Annotated in this window: 11 protein-coding genes; 6 read left to right on the top strand and 5 right to left on the bottom strand. The window is 38.2% G+C overall.

Going from position 1 to position 16002, the window contains the following annotated elements:
• Positions 1-57: 57 nt before the first annotated feature.
• Complete coding sequence (locus BWI92_RS04380; RefSeq protein ID WP_095160912.1) at positions 58-477, bottom strand: helix-turn-helix domain-containing protein; 420 nt, start codon at positions 475-477, stop codon at positions 58-60.
• A 580-nt stretch (positions 478-1057) separates the two neighbouring features.
• Positions 1058-2548: a helix-turn-helix domain-containing protein gene (locus BWI92_RS04375; RefSeq protein ID WP_095160911.1), complete on the bottom strand. Its 1491-nt coding sequence runs from the start codon at positions 2546-2548 to the stop codon at positions 1058-1060.
• A gap of 345 nt (positions 2549-2893) precedes the next feature.
• Here BWI92_RS04375 and aceB point away from each other — a divergent pair, with 345 nt between their 5' ends.
• From aceB to fbp, 4 genes are all read left to right on the top strand, one after another.
• Entirely contained in the window at positions 2894-4519 is a 1626-nt protein-coding gene (aceB, locus tag BWI92_RS04370; RefSeq protein WP_095160910.1) for a malate synthase A, read from the top strand.
• Between the two features lie 634 nt (positions 4520-5153).
• Positions 5154-6443 (top strand): isocitrate lyase, encoded by a 1290-nt coding sequence (gene aceA, locus BWI92_RS04365; RefSeq protein ID WP_095160909.1) that lies wholly within the window; start codon positions 5154-5156, stop codon positions 6441-6443.
• Positions 6444-7032: 589 nt separating this feature from the next.
• Positions 7033-8562, top strand: coding sequence for a phosphoenolpyruvate carboxykinase (ATP) (gene pckA, locus BWI92_RS04360; RefSeq protein WP_229362727.1), 1530 nt, complete (start codon positions 7033-7035; stop codon positions 8560-8562).
• 829 nt (positions 8563-9391) lie between these two features.
• Complete coding sequence (gene fbp, locus BWI92_RS04355; protein WP_095160908.1) at positions 9392-10435, top strand: class 1 fructose-bisphosphatase; 1044 nt, start codon at positions 9392-9394, stop codon at positions 10433-10435.
• A gap of 677 nt (positions 10436-11112) precedes the next feature.
• Here fbp and BWI92_RS04350 read toward each other — a convergent pair.
• The 3 genes from BWI92_RS04350 to BWI92_RS04340 form a co-directional block, all read right to left on the bottom strand.
• Complete coding sequence (locus BWI92_RS04350) at positions 11113-11982, bottom strand: carbon-nitrogen hydrolase (RefSeq protein WP_095160907.1); 870 nt, start codon at positions 11980-11982, stop codon at positions 11113-11115.
• The gene (locus BWI92_RS04345; protein ID WP_095160906.1) at positions 11976-12968 is read right to left on the bottom strand and encodes a glycosyltransferase family 9 protein; all 993 of its coding nucleotides are present in this window, start codon (positions 12966-12968) and stop codon (positions 11976-11978) included. The genes BWI92_RS04350 and BWI92_RS04345 overlap by 7 nt, the downstream gene beginning before the upstream one ends.
• Positions 12969-13264: 296 nt before the next feature.
• Positions 13265-13975 (bottom strand): hypothetical protein, encoded by a 711-nt coding sequence (locus BWI92_RS04340; RefSeq protein WP_095160905.1) that lies wholly within the window; start codon positions 13973-13975, stop codon positions 13265-13267.
• A gap of 154 nt (positions 13976-14129) precedes the next feature.
• On the opposite strand from BWI92_RS04340, the gene BWI92_RS04335 reads away from it, so the two are divergent.
• Together BWI92_RS04335 and BWI92_RS27220 are read left to right on the top strand one after the other, a co-directional pair.
• Positions 14130-15623, top strand: coding sequence for a glycine--tRNA ligase (locus BWI92_RS04335; protein WP_095160904.1), 1494 nt, complete (start codon positions 14130-14132; stop codon positions 15621-15623).
• Between the two features lie 195 nt (positions 15624-15818).
• Positions 15819-15989 carry a hypothetical protein gene (locus tag BWI92_RS27220; RefSeq protein ID WP_166551236.1) on the top strand — a complete coding sequence of 57 codons (171 nt, stop codon included), beginning with the start codon at positions 15819-15821 and terminating at the stop codon, positions 15987-15989.
• Positions 15990-16002 lie beyond the last annotated feature (13 nt).

The raw sequence follows: 16002 nt of genomic DNA, 5'->3' as shown, positions 1-16002 counted from the left end.
GGTGGTTAGGTGGTGTTTTCGGTAATAAATCTATATTGAAAAACCCATCGTACTTGCTTAGTGCTTTAGTCTTTCCCATTTAATGAGCATGAATTTGTCCCCTAACTCGGTTACAATCATACCTGCTCCTTTAAGATTTTCCCTATTCGCATAAAATTCTGCTAATTCTTTGTGGTTCAGTATTTTATAAGTAGGATGGTATTCGTTTCCTTTAGGTACTTTTATCTGATATTTCTTAACCCAGTTCATCACAGAAACGTGTGAAACACCCAATAATCGCTCAATTTCGCGGTAAGTAACACCTTCAATATAGAGCTGAAGCGCTTTGATAACATAGTATTGAGAAATACCTTTACCAAGCTTCTCTACAGTGAAGTTATAATTACAAGTTTTACACTTGAAGCGCTGCTTATCCTTGATAACTCCGCTTTTGGTGACTAATGATGAGTCACATTTTGGGCAATTTGGGTTTTTCATAGATTTTTTTGTGATATATTACGGTTAGCAAATATATATCATTTGAGCAACAATATAAAAGTTTTTAGATACTTATTTTTTCTACTGAAATAATCCGAAATAAAGGTTTTATTCAAAATATTATTCTAAAAATGGATAATTATCGAAATATTATTTGTTTTGTCCAAAGTCGAGTATAAAACGTTGTACAAAACGAAGAATAATTAGACTTAATTTTTTTTCAGTAAAAATGAAATTTTTGTCATTTTAGGATAGGTCGAAATAATAAATTTCTCATAATTGCTCAAACCCACACGCAAAATTCTCATAGTCTGTGACTTGTTGAATCTGGATGTTGTACATGACAAAGACAAAAGTGCCTAATATTTCATGCTTTTTGACAAAATATTTTGGTTTCTGATAACTTTACATATCCGTTAATCAACTATTTCATAGTTAATTAATAATTCTCTCCAAGATGGCATTTTTACGATTTGGGCGGATTAGTGGTAGGCATTGGACAAAATGTTTCTAGCTTTTCCAAAGAAACATAGATACGCTGTTAGCATACGACTAAAAACCTAATATTGGTAAAATCAATTTATTCCAAAGAGGCAATTGCTTGCTTGAGTCGTTCGAGCGAATGTTTTTTATCAAGAACTAATGGTGGTTTCATTCGTTCGGCACAATCTACAGCGCCGCATCTTTCACAAGTTTCGTTCACTTTTCGTCTTGGTAAAGCTGGGTCGTTGAGAAACTGCGCCATACTTCTCAAATTATCGTCAATCGCAAAACCAAGTGTTACGCTGCTGTTCATCTTTTTGTTAGGAGGCGAAGGCTTTGCCAAGGACATCACAAAATAATGGTTGTTGGTGTCGATATATTCGGATACTTGCGCCTTACACAATACTTTTTCTGGGTCGTAACCTTCTTCTTTTTGGATTTTTTCTAAATCTTTCAAAATGGTCAAGGATACCCAGCGACGACAGTAGTGTTCGTTGAGTGCAGTGCCATGTGGGGTATGTAGTTTTGCCAAGTGCATTTCCTTCGTCAAATAGAACAATTCATGGTCTACCTCGTTGTTGAAACGCAAAAAGAACAGATTATTGATTTTGAAATGGCTAGTCATCAAATTCGATAGGCGATGATAGAACATTTCGGGCGTTGCATTAAACAAGCGCATAATGCTCAACATCATATCGCCGTTCCATTTAGGACTAGCAAAGAAATACGTCAAACGATCAACTAATACATTCTTATTAATCAAAATCGCGCCTGCAAAATACGATGCCTTGAAATTGTTGAGAACCTGCTCAAACGAATTCACTTCTATTACCGACGAGATATAAGGGCGATTTTTGAGTTGCAAAAATTGGTATCCTAACTCACGTCCAAAAGTAAAAGCTCTTTGTTCGGGACTTAAATCACCATTGACCAACAGTTTCGATGTTTTGGGATTGTACACCGAACGAATGGTAGTCAAATCAGGATGACTTTCACGTGTGAATTCTTCTATCTGATAGCCATAGAAATTTTGGAGAATGTCAGATAATAAGGTATCGTTGGGTGAAGTGATTTCCGAAATCTCGAAAAGCTTGCGAAACTGCTGTGCTGATTCTTCAATATCAGGAAAATAATTGTCATACATTTCCTGATAGGAGCGCAATACCGAAAAGTAAAACTGCTCCACGCGCATATCGTAGTTACGACTAATTTCGATAATCGTACTAATAAAGGCTGAAATTTTGGCTGGCGCTTCCGACATTAGCTCAATGAAGTCGGCTGGTTCAACCCCAAAAATCTCTAAAGGCAGCTCTGTAAGGATATTCGAATTGAGTAATTCGGCGATAGGTTCGAGCTGTTTACTCAATTTTAGCGATACCAAAGAGTCATAATCTATATTTAAAGCATCGGATAGCGCCATGATTTTTTCGGTTTTGGGATATTTTTTCCCTTTTTCTATCTCATTCAAATAGGAGATAGATAAGCCCGATTTTTCGGCAACTTCGCTCAGTGAGAGCTTTTTGTCTAATCGTAACTGTCTGATTTTCAGTCCGAAGATTATTTTTACTTTATCGCTGTTTGCACTCATGTCGTTTATTGTTTTTCCAAAATTACGTATAAATTTTTAAAGAAAATAACGAAATATTATAGATTAGCGAAATTTCGCTTGTTTTTTAATTTTCGCATTTTTAACTTTGTTTCGAAGTTCAGCGATAAGTTATTTCTTTTTCATCAGATATAAAGAAAAGATTTAGCGAAATTTCACAAAAATAAAAAGCCATTTCCTCTATCAATGTAGCGCCCAAGTGCCAAAACCAATGCAGAAGACAGAGAGGAAAACCTAAAAATGGCGTTTGATGTAAATAGTGTTTCTCAGATACTTTTGCTCAAAGCCATAGCTCTGAAAATAACAAAACAAAACCACCAGTAAGACATGAATCAGCATTCAATTCAAGGAGTGGAGATATTGGGAGAAGTATCACCGCAGTTTGAGACTATTCTGACCAAAGAGGCATTGACCTTTGTGCGCGATTTGCAAAGAATGTTCAATCGTCAGCGCTTGGCTTTGCTCAATAATCGTGTTCTGCGTCAAGAACAAATCAATCAAGGTATTTTGCCAGATTTTTTGCTAGAAACTGCTGAGATTCGTCAGGCTGACTGGAGTGTTGCCCCAATTCCGCAAGACTTACAAGACCGTCGTGTCGAAATCACAGGACCTGTTGATCGTCGTATGGTAATCAATGCGCTCAACTCTGGGGCGAAAGTCTTTATGGCTGATTTTGAAGATGCCAACACGCCTTCTTGGAGCAATGTCATCGAAGGGCAAATTAATTTGCGTGATGCTATTCGTAAACAAATAGACTTTACGGCCGACAATGGTAAATTTTATGCGCTAAATCCTGAAGTGGCGGTTTTGAAAGTGCGTCCTCGTGGCTGGCACATGGAAGAAAAACACGTGCTAATCGACGGAGAGCCAGCTTCGGCTTCGATTTTTGACTTTGGTTTGTATTTCTTTCATAATGCTTGGGAATTAATCAAGCGTGGAAGTGGACCATATTTCTATTTACCAAAAATGGAAAGTCACCTAGAGGCTCGTCTTTGGAATGACCTATTTGTAGCGGCACAAGATACTTTAGAGGTTCCGCAAGGTACGACCAAAGTGACGGTTTTGATTGAAACCATCATGGCAGCCTTTGAGATGGATGAAATCCTGTACGAACTTCGCAACCATATTGCGGCACTCAATGCAGGTCGTTGGGATTATATCTTTAGTTGTATCAAGAAATTTCATCAATATGCCGACTGCCTTCTTCCAGATCGCGTTCAGGTAACGATGGCCGTGCCGTTTATGCGAGCTTATGCAAAATTATTAGTGCAAACTTGTCATAAACGCAAAGCTCATGCTATCGGAGGAATGTCTGCGTTTATACCTAACCGTAAGGATGAAGCTGTGAATAAAATGGCTTTTGAGCGAGTGAACGCCGATAAAGAACTAGAAGCAAGTACTGGCTTTGATGGCACATGGGTAGCTCATCCCGATTTGGTGGCAGTAGCACTAGTACCATTTAATAAAGCTTTGGGCGAAAATCCTAACCAAAAACAGGTAATACTTGAAAATGAAGTCATTACAGGTGCCGAGCTAATCAACTTTACGATTCCGAATACCGCCATTACTGAAGCTGGTATCAGAATGAATATCCAAGTAGGTATTTTGTACATAGAGTCATGGTTGAGAGGAGTAGGAGCAGCAGCGATCCATAACCTTATGGAAGATGCCGCTACAGCCGAAATCTCCAGAGCCCAAGTATGGCAATGGCTTCATCATGGCGCCAAAACCGACCAAGGACAATTAATTGATACAGACTATTACAAGTATTTGCTCAGTGATGAAGTCCAGAGAATCAAGCATTTAGTAGGAATTGAAAAATATGATGCTGGCAAATTTATAGAGGCTATTCAACTGTTTGACAAGCTCGTAACACAAGAAGGATTCGATTATTTCCTAACAACCGATGCCTATGAAGTACTTCTCAGTCAAGAGGAAGCGCTACAGAGTTAGGAGTTTTGAATGATGAATTGTGAGTTGTGAATCAGTACTTTACGAAGGATTAAGTTTTGTTTTTAAAGTAAAATTGCAGTAGCGGCAACCCTTGCAGTTGCCACATTCAGAATGGCAACCGCAAGGGTTGCCACTACATCAAAAAACACTAATGATAAGAACGCTTTTGGACAAAAGAATATCTTTCTTACAATCCTAATTGTTGGTGTAAGTTTCTAATTATTAGGAATTTATCTGATGGATTGTTTTTGTTTTCTCTAGTTCAAGACTTAGTCTTGGACTCAATTTTCAACAGTTTAAAACTGTTTACTATGTATTTAAAGATATTTCTCATAAAATAATCGAAGCTTTTCTGCCTAAGGCTTACAGCCTAAAGCATATTAATAACCAATTTTAGTTCGGCGGGGTGTTAGCCTTGAGACACCCCAATGAGCTTATTTGCTACTATTTTTAGAACGATAGTACTTTGATGAATGCTGAGTTATGAGTTTTGAAGTCAAGTATCTGTTATTCAGTTGTATATAAATTGAATTTCACTTTAATGATTCACAATTCGCCACTCACAACTCATCAATAGTCAGGTTCTACTATGTGTATGCTTTTCTTATAACAAAACAAAAAACTAATTAAAACCATGAAAATTTCACAAGAAGAAAGAATCCAACAGTTGGTAACTGACTGGACTACAAACCCTCGTTGGGAAGGAATCGAAAGACCTTATAGTGCTGAAGAAGTAGCTCGTTTGGCGGGTTCTTACAAACTTGATTACAGTATTGCACGTATGGGTGCAGAGCGTCTTTGGAACTTGTTGAAAAATGATCATTGGGTAGCTGGACTGGGCGCTTTGACGGGCAACCAAGCTGTACAGGAAGTCCAAGCAGGTATGAAAGCTATCTATTTGTCTGGCTGGCAAGTAGCAGCCGATGCTAACTTGTCAGGTAATATGTATCCTGACCAAAGTTTGTATCCAGCTGATAGCGTTCCTGCGGTGGTGAGAAGAATTAATAACGCTTTGTTACGTGCCGATCAAATTCAAAATGTCAATGGTGATGGCGACGTGCACTGGATGGTACCTATCGTAGCCGATGCAGAGGCTGGTTTTGGAGGTAATTTGAACGCCTTTGAGTTGATGAAATGGATGATTGAAGCAGGAGCATCAGGCGTACACTTTGAAGACCAGTTATCTTCTGCTAAAAAGTGCGGTCACTTAGGAGGAAAAGTATTAGTGCCTACACAAGAGGCTATCAATAAATTAGTTGCTGCTCGTTTGGCAGCCGATGTAATGGGCGTTCCGACTTTGGTAATTGCTCGTACCGATGCAGAGGCAGCCAATTTGATTACGGCGGATGTAGATGAAAGAGATTTGAAATTTATTCAAGCCGATAAAGGAAGAACTTCAGAAGGGTTCTTTTATGTGAAAAATGGGCTTGAACAAGGTATCGACCGTGGTTTGAGCTATGCGCCATATTCAGACTTAATTTGGATGGAAACAGGAAATCCAGATTTGGGAATGGCTCGTGAGTTTGCTCAAGGTATCCATGCCAAATATCCTGGCAAAAAGTTGGCTTACAACTGTTCGCCATCGTTTAACTGGGCGAAGTTTATGGACGAGAAAAAAATGGAAACATTCCGTGAGGAGTTGGCAGATATGGGCTACAAATTCCAGTTTATTACTTTGGCAGGTTTCCATGCCTTGAATACCGCTATGTTCGAATTATCAAGTGCGTATGTACAACGTGGAATGGCTGGTTTCTCAGAATTACAACAACGTGAATTTGCACTACAATCAAAAGGCTTCAAGGCCGTAAAACACCAAGCATTTGTAGGAACAGGTTATTTTGACGCAATTCAAAATACCGTTACAGGAGGCTTGGCATCTACTGGCGCCTTGAAAGGCTCAACCGAAGAAGAGCAGTTTCATTAGAATAATTATGAGTTGTGAATGTTGAATTGTGAATTGTGGAATAGAAAGCATCATTAGTTATTACATTCACTAATTCACAATTCACTAACTCACAATTCAAATTAGGTGAATAGTTTGGTTTGGATAAAGTCTGTCTCGTATGTCAGGCAGGCTTTTCTTCCAAAAATCAGTTTTTTGACCAAGATTCATCAGTGCAAAAGATAGAGAATCATGATAGTTTCAGGTAAATAAAAGGAAAAGTAAAATGACTGCTTTTCCCCATTGGCTGTTTATAATTTTTAGCCTTATTACAGCCTATTTAGTAATCGTGCAAAATAAAATTCAATTGGTGGGCTATTAGCTTTCAGCTATGGGCATTCAGCAAAAAACATTCCTGTAGTTGTGAAATAACATTTTTATCACTATTTGCCTAATGCCTATACCCTGACGACCTAAATTTAGTTTTGCCCACATACCTATTCTTGCTAAAGTGACATAAACGTATTCACCAAATAAAACGGCTGTCTAAAAACAGCTATTCATTCAACTCAATACAATCGTTATGAAACATGATATGCTAGCAGTGGATCTCAGTAAAACTGCCAAACCAATGGTTAATCATCCAGTATTCAAATTGCATGGTGATATTCACCTTAATTTGCGTGTATCGACTTTGATTCAAGAAGCATTAAAGAATCAGGAAGGCGTATTGACTGATACAGGCGCATTTATGTGCGATACTGGCAAATTTACAGGTCGCTCGCCTAAAGATAAGTTTTGTGTGTTTGATGATAAAACTGCTAATACAGTTTGGTGGGGCGAAATCAATCAGGCGTTTGATGCCGATAAGTTTGAGGCTTTATATCAAAAAATGACTGCGTTTGTGGCAAACAAAAAGTTATATGCCCGTTATGCATATGCTTGTGCATCGCCCACACATAGATTGAACATTTTGGTGATTAATACTTTGGCATGGCACAATTTGTTTTGTAACCATCTTTTTCTTCGCCCAGAAGAAGAAGAACTTAATACATTCGAACCAGAATGGGTAATCTTGAATGTGCCCGAATTTGAAGCTGACCCTGCTGTAGATGGTACGCGTCAAGGTAATTTTACGATTATTGATTTTACCCGTAAGATTATTTTGATTGGAGGTACTGGTTATGCAGGTGAAATGAAAAAAGGTATTTTCACCGTTCTGAACTATATTTTACCACAAGAAAAACAAGTTTTATCGATGCACTGCTCAGCCAATATTGGCGCTGAGGGGGATACTGCATTATTTTTCGGCTTATCAGGCACTGGCAAAACAACGCTATCTGCCGACCCTGATCGTAAGTTAATTGGTGATGACGAACATGGCTGGTCAGATGAGGAGGTATTCAATTTCGAGGGAGGTTGCTATGCGAAGGTGATTAACTTGAGTGCTGAGCAAGAGCCTGAAATCTTTGGCGCCATTCGTTATGGGGCAATTCTAGAAAATACTCGATTTGTTGAAGGAACCACCACAGTAGATTACACCAACCAAAGTGTAACCGAAAATACTCGTACGGCATATCCCATCAACTATATTCCAAATGTTGCGGAGCCTTCGATAGGTAGTGCACCTAAAAATATATTTTTCCTTACAGCTGATGCTTTTGGGGTATTGCCTCCGATTGCCAAGTTAAATAAGGAGCAAGCAATGTTTTATTTCGTCTCAGGATATACCTCAAAATTAGCAGGTACCGAAATGGGCGTTAAAGAGCCACAAGCTACGTTTTCAGCTTGTTTTGGAGCGGCATTTTTACCTTTACATCCTTTAAAATATGCCGATTTGTTAGGGAAAAAAATCAATAATGGAGAAGTAAATGTATGGTTGATTAACACTGGCTGGACTGGAGGACCTTATGGCATTGGCTCACGTATGAAGTTGAAATATACGCGTGCGATGATTCATGCGGCATTGGAGGGGAAATTTGCTGAAACAGTTTTTGAAAAGCATCCAATTTTTGGCATCGAAATCCCAACAGAATGCCCGAATGTACCAACAGAAATTTTGAACCCAATCAATACTTGGGAAAGCCCAGAGGCCTACACCGAAAAGGCTAAATATTTGGAAGGTTTGTTTGAAGAAAACTATAAAAAATATGTTGGCTAGTCACAGCTTAATAAATTAGGATTTTTTTAATATATCAGAAAGCTAGATTTTCTTCAAAAAGTCCAATGCAATTCAATGAGATTTAGTATTATATTACCTATTCATTGCAATATTTTAGGATAATGCCTACCCACGAGATTAGATTTGTTTAATGCTTTACTTTTAAAATGAGTAAGCCTAATGGACAATCCTAATCTCGTGTTGATTTTTAAGAGATTTTGATTTTAATTTTTAAAAAAAATCAAAAAAAAATCACTCAAGCAGGACGGAATAGGAAAGTTATATGATTTCTGTTCAATAGGTTTGCATAAATTAACTTGTTCGGTTATTGGTTGTTGGCGTAAAAAGTTCATGATTTGGAGTTTCGATGAGCTGGTAAATCATTTTCAAATCATGACTTCAATGCCAAAACCTTTAGTTGAATAGCTACCAAAACAATCTAATAAATCTTATGGGTATTTGGTGGGCTTCGTCTAGCGTAAAACTGTTTGCTCGATGGAATCATAAATAAGTATGGTGCTTTAATAAATTAAATCAGGGTAAGTAGAACTGGTAAATATACTTGCTAACGGTTTAGTTTTAGAAAAGTGTAATTTCTTATATGACACTCAAAGAGTAACATGAAGCTAGAAGGTCAATTATTGGATATATTCAAGAAAGGGATTAGGTTCTTATGCTTGAAATATTTCTGTTGGTTGACATATAAGTTCATGTTTCTTGGCTCACATACCTTATGATTGATTCTGTTGGCGCGGTGAAAAGTTTGAAAAAGCGACCATAACCACTGTACTTAAAAATCACGAGTTACTCTTAAAACCAAGTGAAGAATATGACAGCAGAATCAACCCTTGCACTACCCGTTGGTACAACCCTCGACCGCTTTATTATGCGTCAACAAGAAGCTTTTGCTTTTGCTAAAGGAGAGCTTTCACAGTTATTGCGTGATATTGCCCTTGCCTCCAAAATTATCGGCCGTGAAATCAACCGTGCTGGTTTGACTGATATTATGGGAGCATTGGGTCGAGAAAATGTACAAGGTGAGAGCCAACAAAAACTAGACGTAATTGCCAACATTCGTTTCAAAAGAGCATTAGTGAATGGTGGTGAAGTTTGTGGTATTCTTTCAGAAGAGGAGGATGATATCATCCAAACAGGTAACAAAAATGCAAAGTATGTAGTAGCAATGGATCCTCTCGATGGTTCGTCAAACATTGACGTAAATGTTTCGATTGGGACAATTTTTTCCATTTATCGCCGTGTAAGTCCGATTGGTACACCAGCTACCCTCGAAGACTTTATGCAAGGTGGTCGTAAACAAGTGGCAGCGGGCTATATTCTGTATGGTTCGTCGACCGTGATGGTTTACACTACTGGTAAAGGAGTAAATTGCTTTACGTATGAAAATGCACTTGGTGAGTATTTCTTTTCTCATGCAGATATGGAAATGCCTACCACGGGTAAAATCTATTCAATTAATGATGCTTACTATGATGAGTTTGCAGAGCCAATCAAATCGTTTATTGGGGATATGCGCAAAACTTCTGGTTCAATGGCTCGTTATATTGGTTCATTAGTAGGTGATTTTCATCGTAATTTACTCAAAGGAGGAATCTATTTGTATCCGCCTACGCTAAAGGCGAAGGATGGTAAACTACGTTTGTTGTATGAATGCTATCCACTTGCGATGATTACCGAACAAGCAGGAGGGAAGGCTACCAATGGTGTTTGTCCGATTTTGGATGTTGAACCTACGCAGATACACCAGCGTTCTGCGATTTATGTGGGCTCGTCCGAATTGGTTGATGATCTTGGTGCACGTTTGGCAAATTACCAAGAATCCATGAGCAGCCAGCTCAGCGAGACGATTGTATAAAATCTATGATAATTTCCTGAAAAATATGATACAAAAAAGACCGTTCTACACCCGAACGGTCTTTTTTTGTAAGTTAGTGGGCAAAATAGAATTTGATTTTTGTGCCCAAGGCATTCAGGTACCAGCTTTCGGCGGTGGGCTTTGTAAAAAAGCATGGTGGTTAATAAAAACATTTTAACACTCTTTGCCTTGTGCCTGTTGCCTTGTCCCTAAACACATAACTTAAATCTTATTCTGCTCGATTACTTAAGTTAGTAAGCAAAATAAAGTTTAAGATTGTGCTTTGAGCTTTCAGGTATCGGCTTTCGGCGGCGGGCTTTGTAAAAAAGCATGGTGGTTAATAAAAACATTTTAACACTCTTTGCCTTGTGCCTGTTGCCTTATCCCTAAAACACATAACTTAAATCTTATTCTGCACGATTACTTAAGTACTAAGGCAAAATTAAAATAATTTCACTGCTTTAAGCTCTAGGCTTTATGCAGTAGGCTAAAAGTTAAAAAATACTTCTTATGAAATAATACGAGCTTTTGCCTAATGCCTACGGCTTACAGCTTAATAATGCAATTTAATTTTACCCGCTTTAAGCTCTAAGCAATAGACTAAAAATTTGAATATGCTTTTTATGAAACCATAGAAGTATTCTACCGAGTGCCCATAGCTGACAGCTGAAAGCTTTCTAATCAATATATCTCTTCAAAATCGGGTCATAGCTATCAATACGACGGTCGCGCAAATACGGCCATGTGCTTCTATAGTACTCTGTTTTAGCTAAATCTATTTCTTGAACATGCACTTCTTCGTTTTCGTGTGAGCCAAGATAAAGCAATGAACCAAACGGATTTGCCACAAAACTTCCACCCCAAAACTGTTGGTCAGCTTCACGACCCACACGGTTTACAGATACCACGTGTACACCATTTGCGATTGCGTGTGAACGCTGAATCGTTTGCCAAGCATTGTATTGCTCACGGTTGGTGTTCGGATCTGTTTCGTTAGTATCCCAACCAATAGCAGTTGGGTAGAACAATACTTCAGCTCCCATCAAAGCTGTAATGCGAGATGCTTCTGGGTACCACTGATCCCAGCAGATTAGGATACCAATTTTAGCAAATTTGGTTTCAAATACCTTGTAGCCTAAATCACCTGGCGTAAAATAGAATTTCTCATAATACCCTGGGTCGTCTGGAATGTGCATTTTACGATATTTTCCTAAATACGTTCCGTCAGCATCCAAAACAGCTGTAGTATTGTGATACAATCCAGCGGCTCTTTTTTCAAATAATGAAGCGATGATTACTACGCCCAATTCTTTGGCAACAGCAGATAGAGTATCTGTCGATGGCCCAGGAATTGCTTCTGCTAACTTGAAGTTTTCATGGTCTTCAACATCGCAGAAATATAATGAAGTAAATAATTCTTGAAGACAAACGATTTGGGCTCCTTTAGCTGCTGCTTCACGAATACCCGAAATGGCTTTTTGCATATTGTCAGCCACGTTATCAGAGCATGACATCTGCACCAAACCAATATTTACCTTTTTCATGATGTATAATTTGTTTTAAATATTTTTTTCTCTAAATCACTAAACTCTAACTCGTTTGCACACTTAAAATGACCCAAGGGACATTTTTCAAATCCAATTTTGGAACATGGTCTGCATCCGATTTCTTTATTTTCGATAGCTACAAATGGCGTTTGATATGGATACATCCCAAATTCAGGAACGGTATTTCCCCAAATCGACACAACTTTTTTTTTCAAGGCCGCCGCTACGTGCATCATGCCTGTATCGTGGCTAATTACCCAAAGTGATTGCTGAATCAAAGAGGCTGATTGGTTCAGATTACAATTGCCACAAGTATTCAAAATGGCTTTTTCTTTGAGTGCTTCAACGATTTGTGTTGCTTCAGATTTATCTTCTGGTCCTCCAATCAATATCAAAGGAAGAGATACCTGTTTACACAACTCGATCATTTTGGCAACGGGCAATTTTTTCGTCGCATGTTGTCCGCCAATGGCATAAACCACAAATCCCTTACGATATTCCTCTGGAAGCCAGCTAGTTGGTAGTTGGTCTTTTTCAGGAATAAAATAATCCAAACCTTTGTTGTCATTCTTAATTCCCAGCGTTGAGGTAGTGGCCAAATAGCGGTCTACGATGTGAACATTGGGCATTAAATTCTTTTTAAACTTGACTAAAATCCATTTTCTGAAATTGAGTTTGTCAAAACTAAAGGCTTTAACGCCCAACCTAAACTTAATAATTCGTGTTCGCAAATTATTATGGAGGTCGATGACATAATCAAATTGCTCTGCTTTTAGTTCATCTACAAAAGTCGACAAAGAGCCTTCCAATACGTGAGTTTTATCCACATAAGGGTTGTTATTTAGTAAAGACTGGTAGCTTTTTTTGGTCGCAAAATGTACTTGAGCATTGGGATACTGTTGTTTGATACAGCGAATCACAGGAGTGGTCAGCACAATATCGCCGATGGATGAAAAGCGGAGAATAAGGAATTTTGTCTGAGGCATGGTGGCCAGTGTTAATTTTTCGCAAAGATACACAAAATACTTTTTCGAATCACTTTGCGTCTTTTCATTCCTGACCTAATCACTAAAAACAATAATAGGCATCCCGACAGGGGAAGCCTATTAATAAGATTACCTAACCACTAATTGTTATTTGATGAGAATCTCAGTGAATATCTTTTGATACAAGGAGATTACACACACATACAAATATCAGTAATTAAGTTGCATGTCTCCAATCAACGGTTTGTGATTGGTAGGTTTGGTTTTATATATGGGCGAATTGAACTAACAACTGGTTAGTTAGCAATCTTTTTTAAGATATATTTTTCTTTTCCTTTGCGCCCTTTCATACAATCTTTGGTATCGGGGTCTTGCTGTTGGCAGTCGATATTATAGATAATCAAAGAGTTGTCTTTAAACTCATAAATGTAAGATTGACCAGTCATAGCGTCTTTGACTTTGTTGAGAACAATGAGGTCAAATGGGAGAATTTTTTCAATAAAATCACATTTAGGAAAAAAATATTTAACACCAGAAAGCCCTGTGACAGTCCCATTAGCATTAAATTTTACAGGTTTTCCATTCCATTCATAATTACCTTCAAAAAGCATTTCTTCCAAACACATCGTAGGGTCGGTCGATTTGATTTTAACAAAGGTTTCTTTTCCTACTTTAATTTTCTTATCAGCTTCCACAATACTTATCGCACCGATTTTTTCTTTTGGTTCAGTACGCCAAAGTTCATAGCCATTGCCTACCTGTTTTAAGATGGTTTCTTCCCCTTCATGAAAATTCCAACCCAAAAAGTGCCCACCTTTGAGTTGTTTGGTAAAAACAATGTTACTCTGAAAGTAACTAGAAAAAGCTTTCATCGGCGACTTGGTTTTCATGACGGTATTATAATACTTTTCATTAATCCACTGGCCAGCGAAAGGATTGGTTTGAGCAAAAAGATTTGGCGTTAATCCGAATAGGAAAACGAAGATTTTGAAATAACGAGAGGTCATTTTGAGAAAAAATTTAGGGTTCAGCGGTAGCAAGTTAGTGAAATATTACAAAAGTCAGCAAGAAAAGGGATAACTTTACAGACTGAACGTAAACCTCTCAATTTACAAGGTTGAGGTTGGACGTAGATGATTGATTTTTGAAACCGAAAAAACAATGGCTGAACAGAAACAAGATACGGCATCTGCATTAAAAGACATTATTTCACATGCCAAAGAATATGGCTTTGTGTTTCCTTCTTCTGAGATTTATGACGGTCTACAAGCCGTATACGACTACGGTCAAAATGGTGTTGAGTTAAAAAACAACCTTAAAACTTTGTGGTGGAAAGCGATGACTATGTTGAACGACAACGTAGTAGGTATTGATGCTTCCATCTTTATGCACCCTCTCACTTGGAAAGCTTCTGGGCACGTTGACTCTTTCAACGACCCAATGATTGATAACAAAGATTCGAAAAAACGCTACCGTGCCGACCAGTTGTTGGAAGGTCGCGCTGAAGAATACGAAAAGGCAGGTACTCCAGAAAAAGGTAAAGCTTTATTGGAAGCTATGGCAAAAGCCATGACCGACGACGATATGTCTGGCTTACGTCAATTGATTTTGGATGAAGAAATTAAATGTCCAATTTCAGGTACTGGCAACTGGACTGAAGTTCGTCAGTTCAACTTGATGTTCTCGACACAAGTAGGTGCTGTTTCAGAAGATGCTTCATTGATTTACCTTCGTCCAGAAACGGCACAGGGTATCTTTGTAAACTTCTTGAACGTACAAAAATCAGGTCGTATGAAAGTGCCATTTGGTATTGCCCAAATTGGTAAAGCTTTCCGTAACGAGATTGTAGCTCGTAACTTCATTTTCCGTATGCGTGAATTTGAACAAATGGAAATGCAATTTTTCTGTCGCCCTGGTACCGAAATGCAATGGTACAATGCTTGGAAAGAAACGCGTTTAAAATTCCACAAAGCTATTGGTTTGCCAGCAGAAAAGTTACGTTATCATGACCACGAAAAATTAGCTCACTATGCTAATGCCGCTGTGGATATTGAGTATGAATTCCCATTCGGTTTCAAAGAAATGGAAGGTATTCACTCTCGTACAGATTTTGACTTAAAATCTCACCAAGGACTTTCGAAGAAAAAACAACAATACTTCGATGCAGACTTGGACGAAAATGGTAAACCTTACGGAAACTATATTCCTTACGTGGTAGAAACGTCGGTAGGAGCAGACCGTTTGTTCTTAGCAGTACTTTGTAATGCTTACACCAACGAAGTAGTTGGCGAAGGCGAAGCAGCTAAAGAAAGAACGTATTTGAAATTCCACCCATCGGTTGCGCCAATCAAGGCAGCTGTATTGCCATTGGTGAAAAAAGACGGTTTAGCAGAAAAAGCACAAGATATCTATCATTCATTGAAGCGTTCGTTTAACGTAACGTATGACGACGGTGGTGCGATTGGGAAGCGATATACTCGCCAAGACTTGGCAGGAACACCTTTCTGTATTGCTGTGGATTATCAAACAATGGAAGATAATACCGTTACGATTCGTCACCGTGATAGCATGGAGCAGGAGCGTGTAGCGATAGCTGATCTTCGTGAGAAAATCGGTTTTGCCGTTTCGATGGAGAGAGTTTTTGAACAATTGTAAAAGATTCTTTTTCAAAATATCAAAACGCCTAGTAAGTTCGCTTACTAGGCGTTTTTGTTGAAATATCTTGGAAAACAATACCCGTTTAGGTTTTTGAAAATGAAACTCCTTTTTTCTAGAGTTTTTCAAGGTAAAATATAACTCCCCAAAAAATCTCAGTAACTTTATTTTATCAAACAATAAAACATTTGTAACATGATTACTATCAACAACGAAGGCGAATACGAAAAAGCTTCAGACCGCGCAGACGAAATTTTTGGTGCAAAACCTGGCACACCCGAGCACAAAGAATTACAAGAGCTATTGAAAGCATTGAAAAAATATGAAGATGATTTTGTGAAAATGTTGAAAGGTTATAATTCCTAAATCAATTTTCACT

The organism is Flectobacillus sp. BAB-3569, from assembly GCF_002270355.1.
Lineage (GTDB): Bacteria > Bacteroidota > Bacteroidia > Cytophagales > Spirosomataceae > Flectobacillus > Flectobacillus roseus.
The sequence above is the reverse complement of the archived record's forward strand: the minus strand, read 5'-3'. Positions and strand labels throughout refer to the sequence as shown.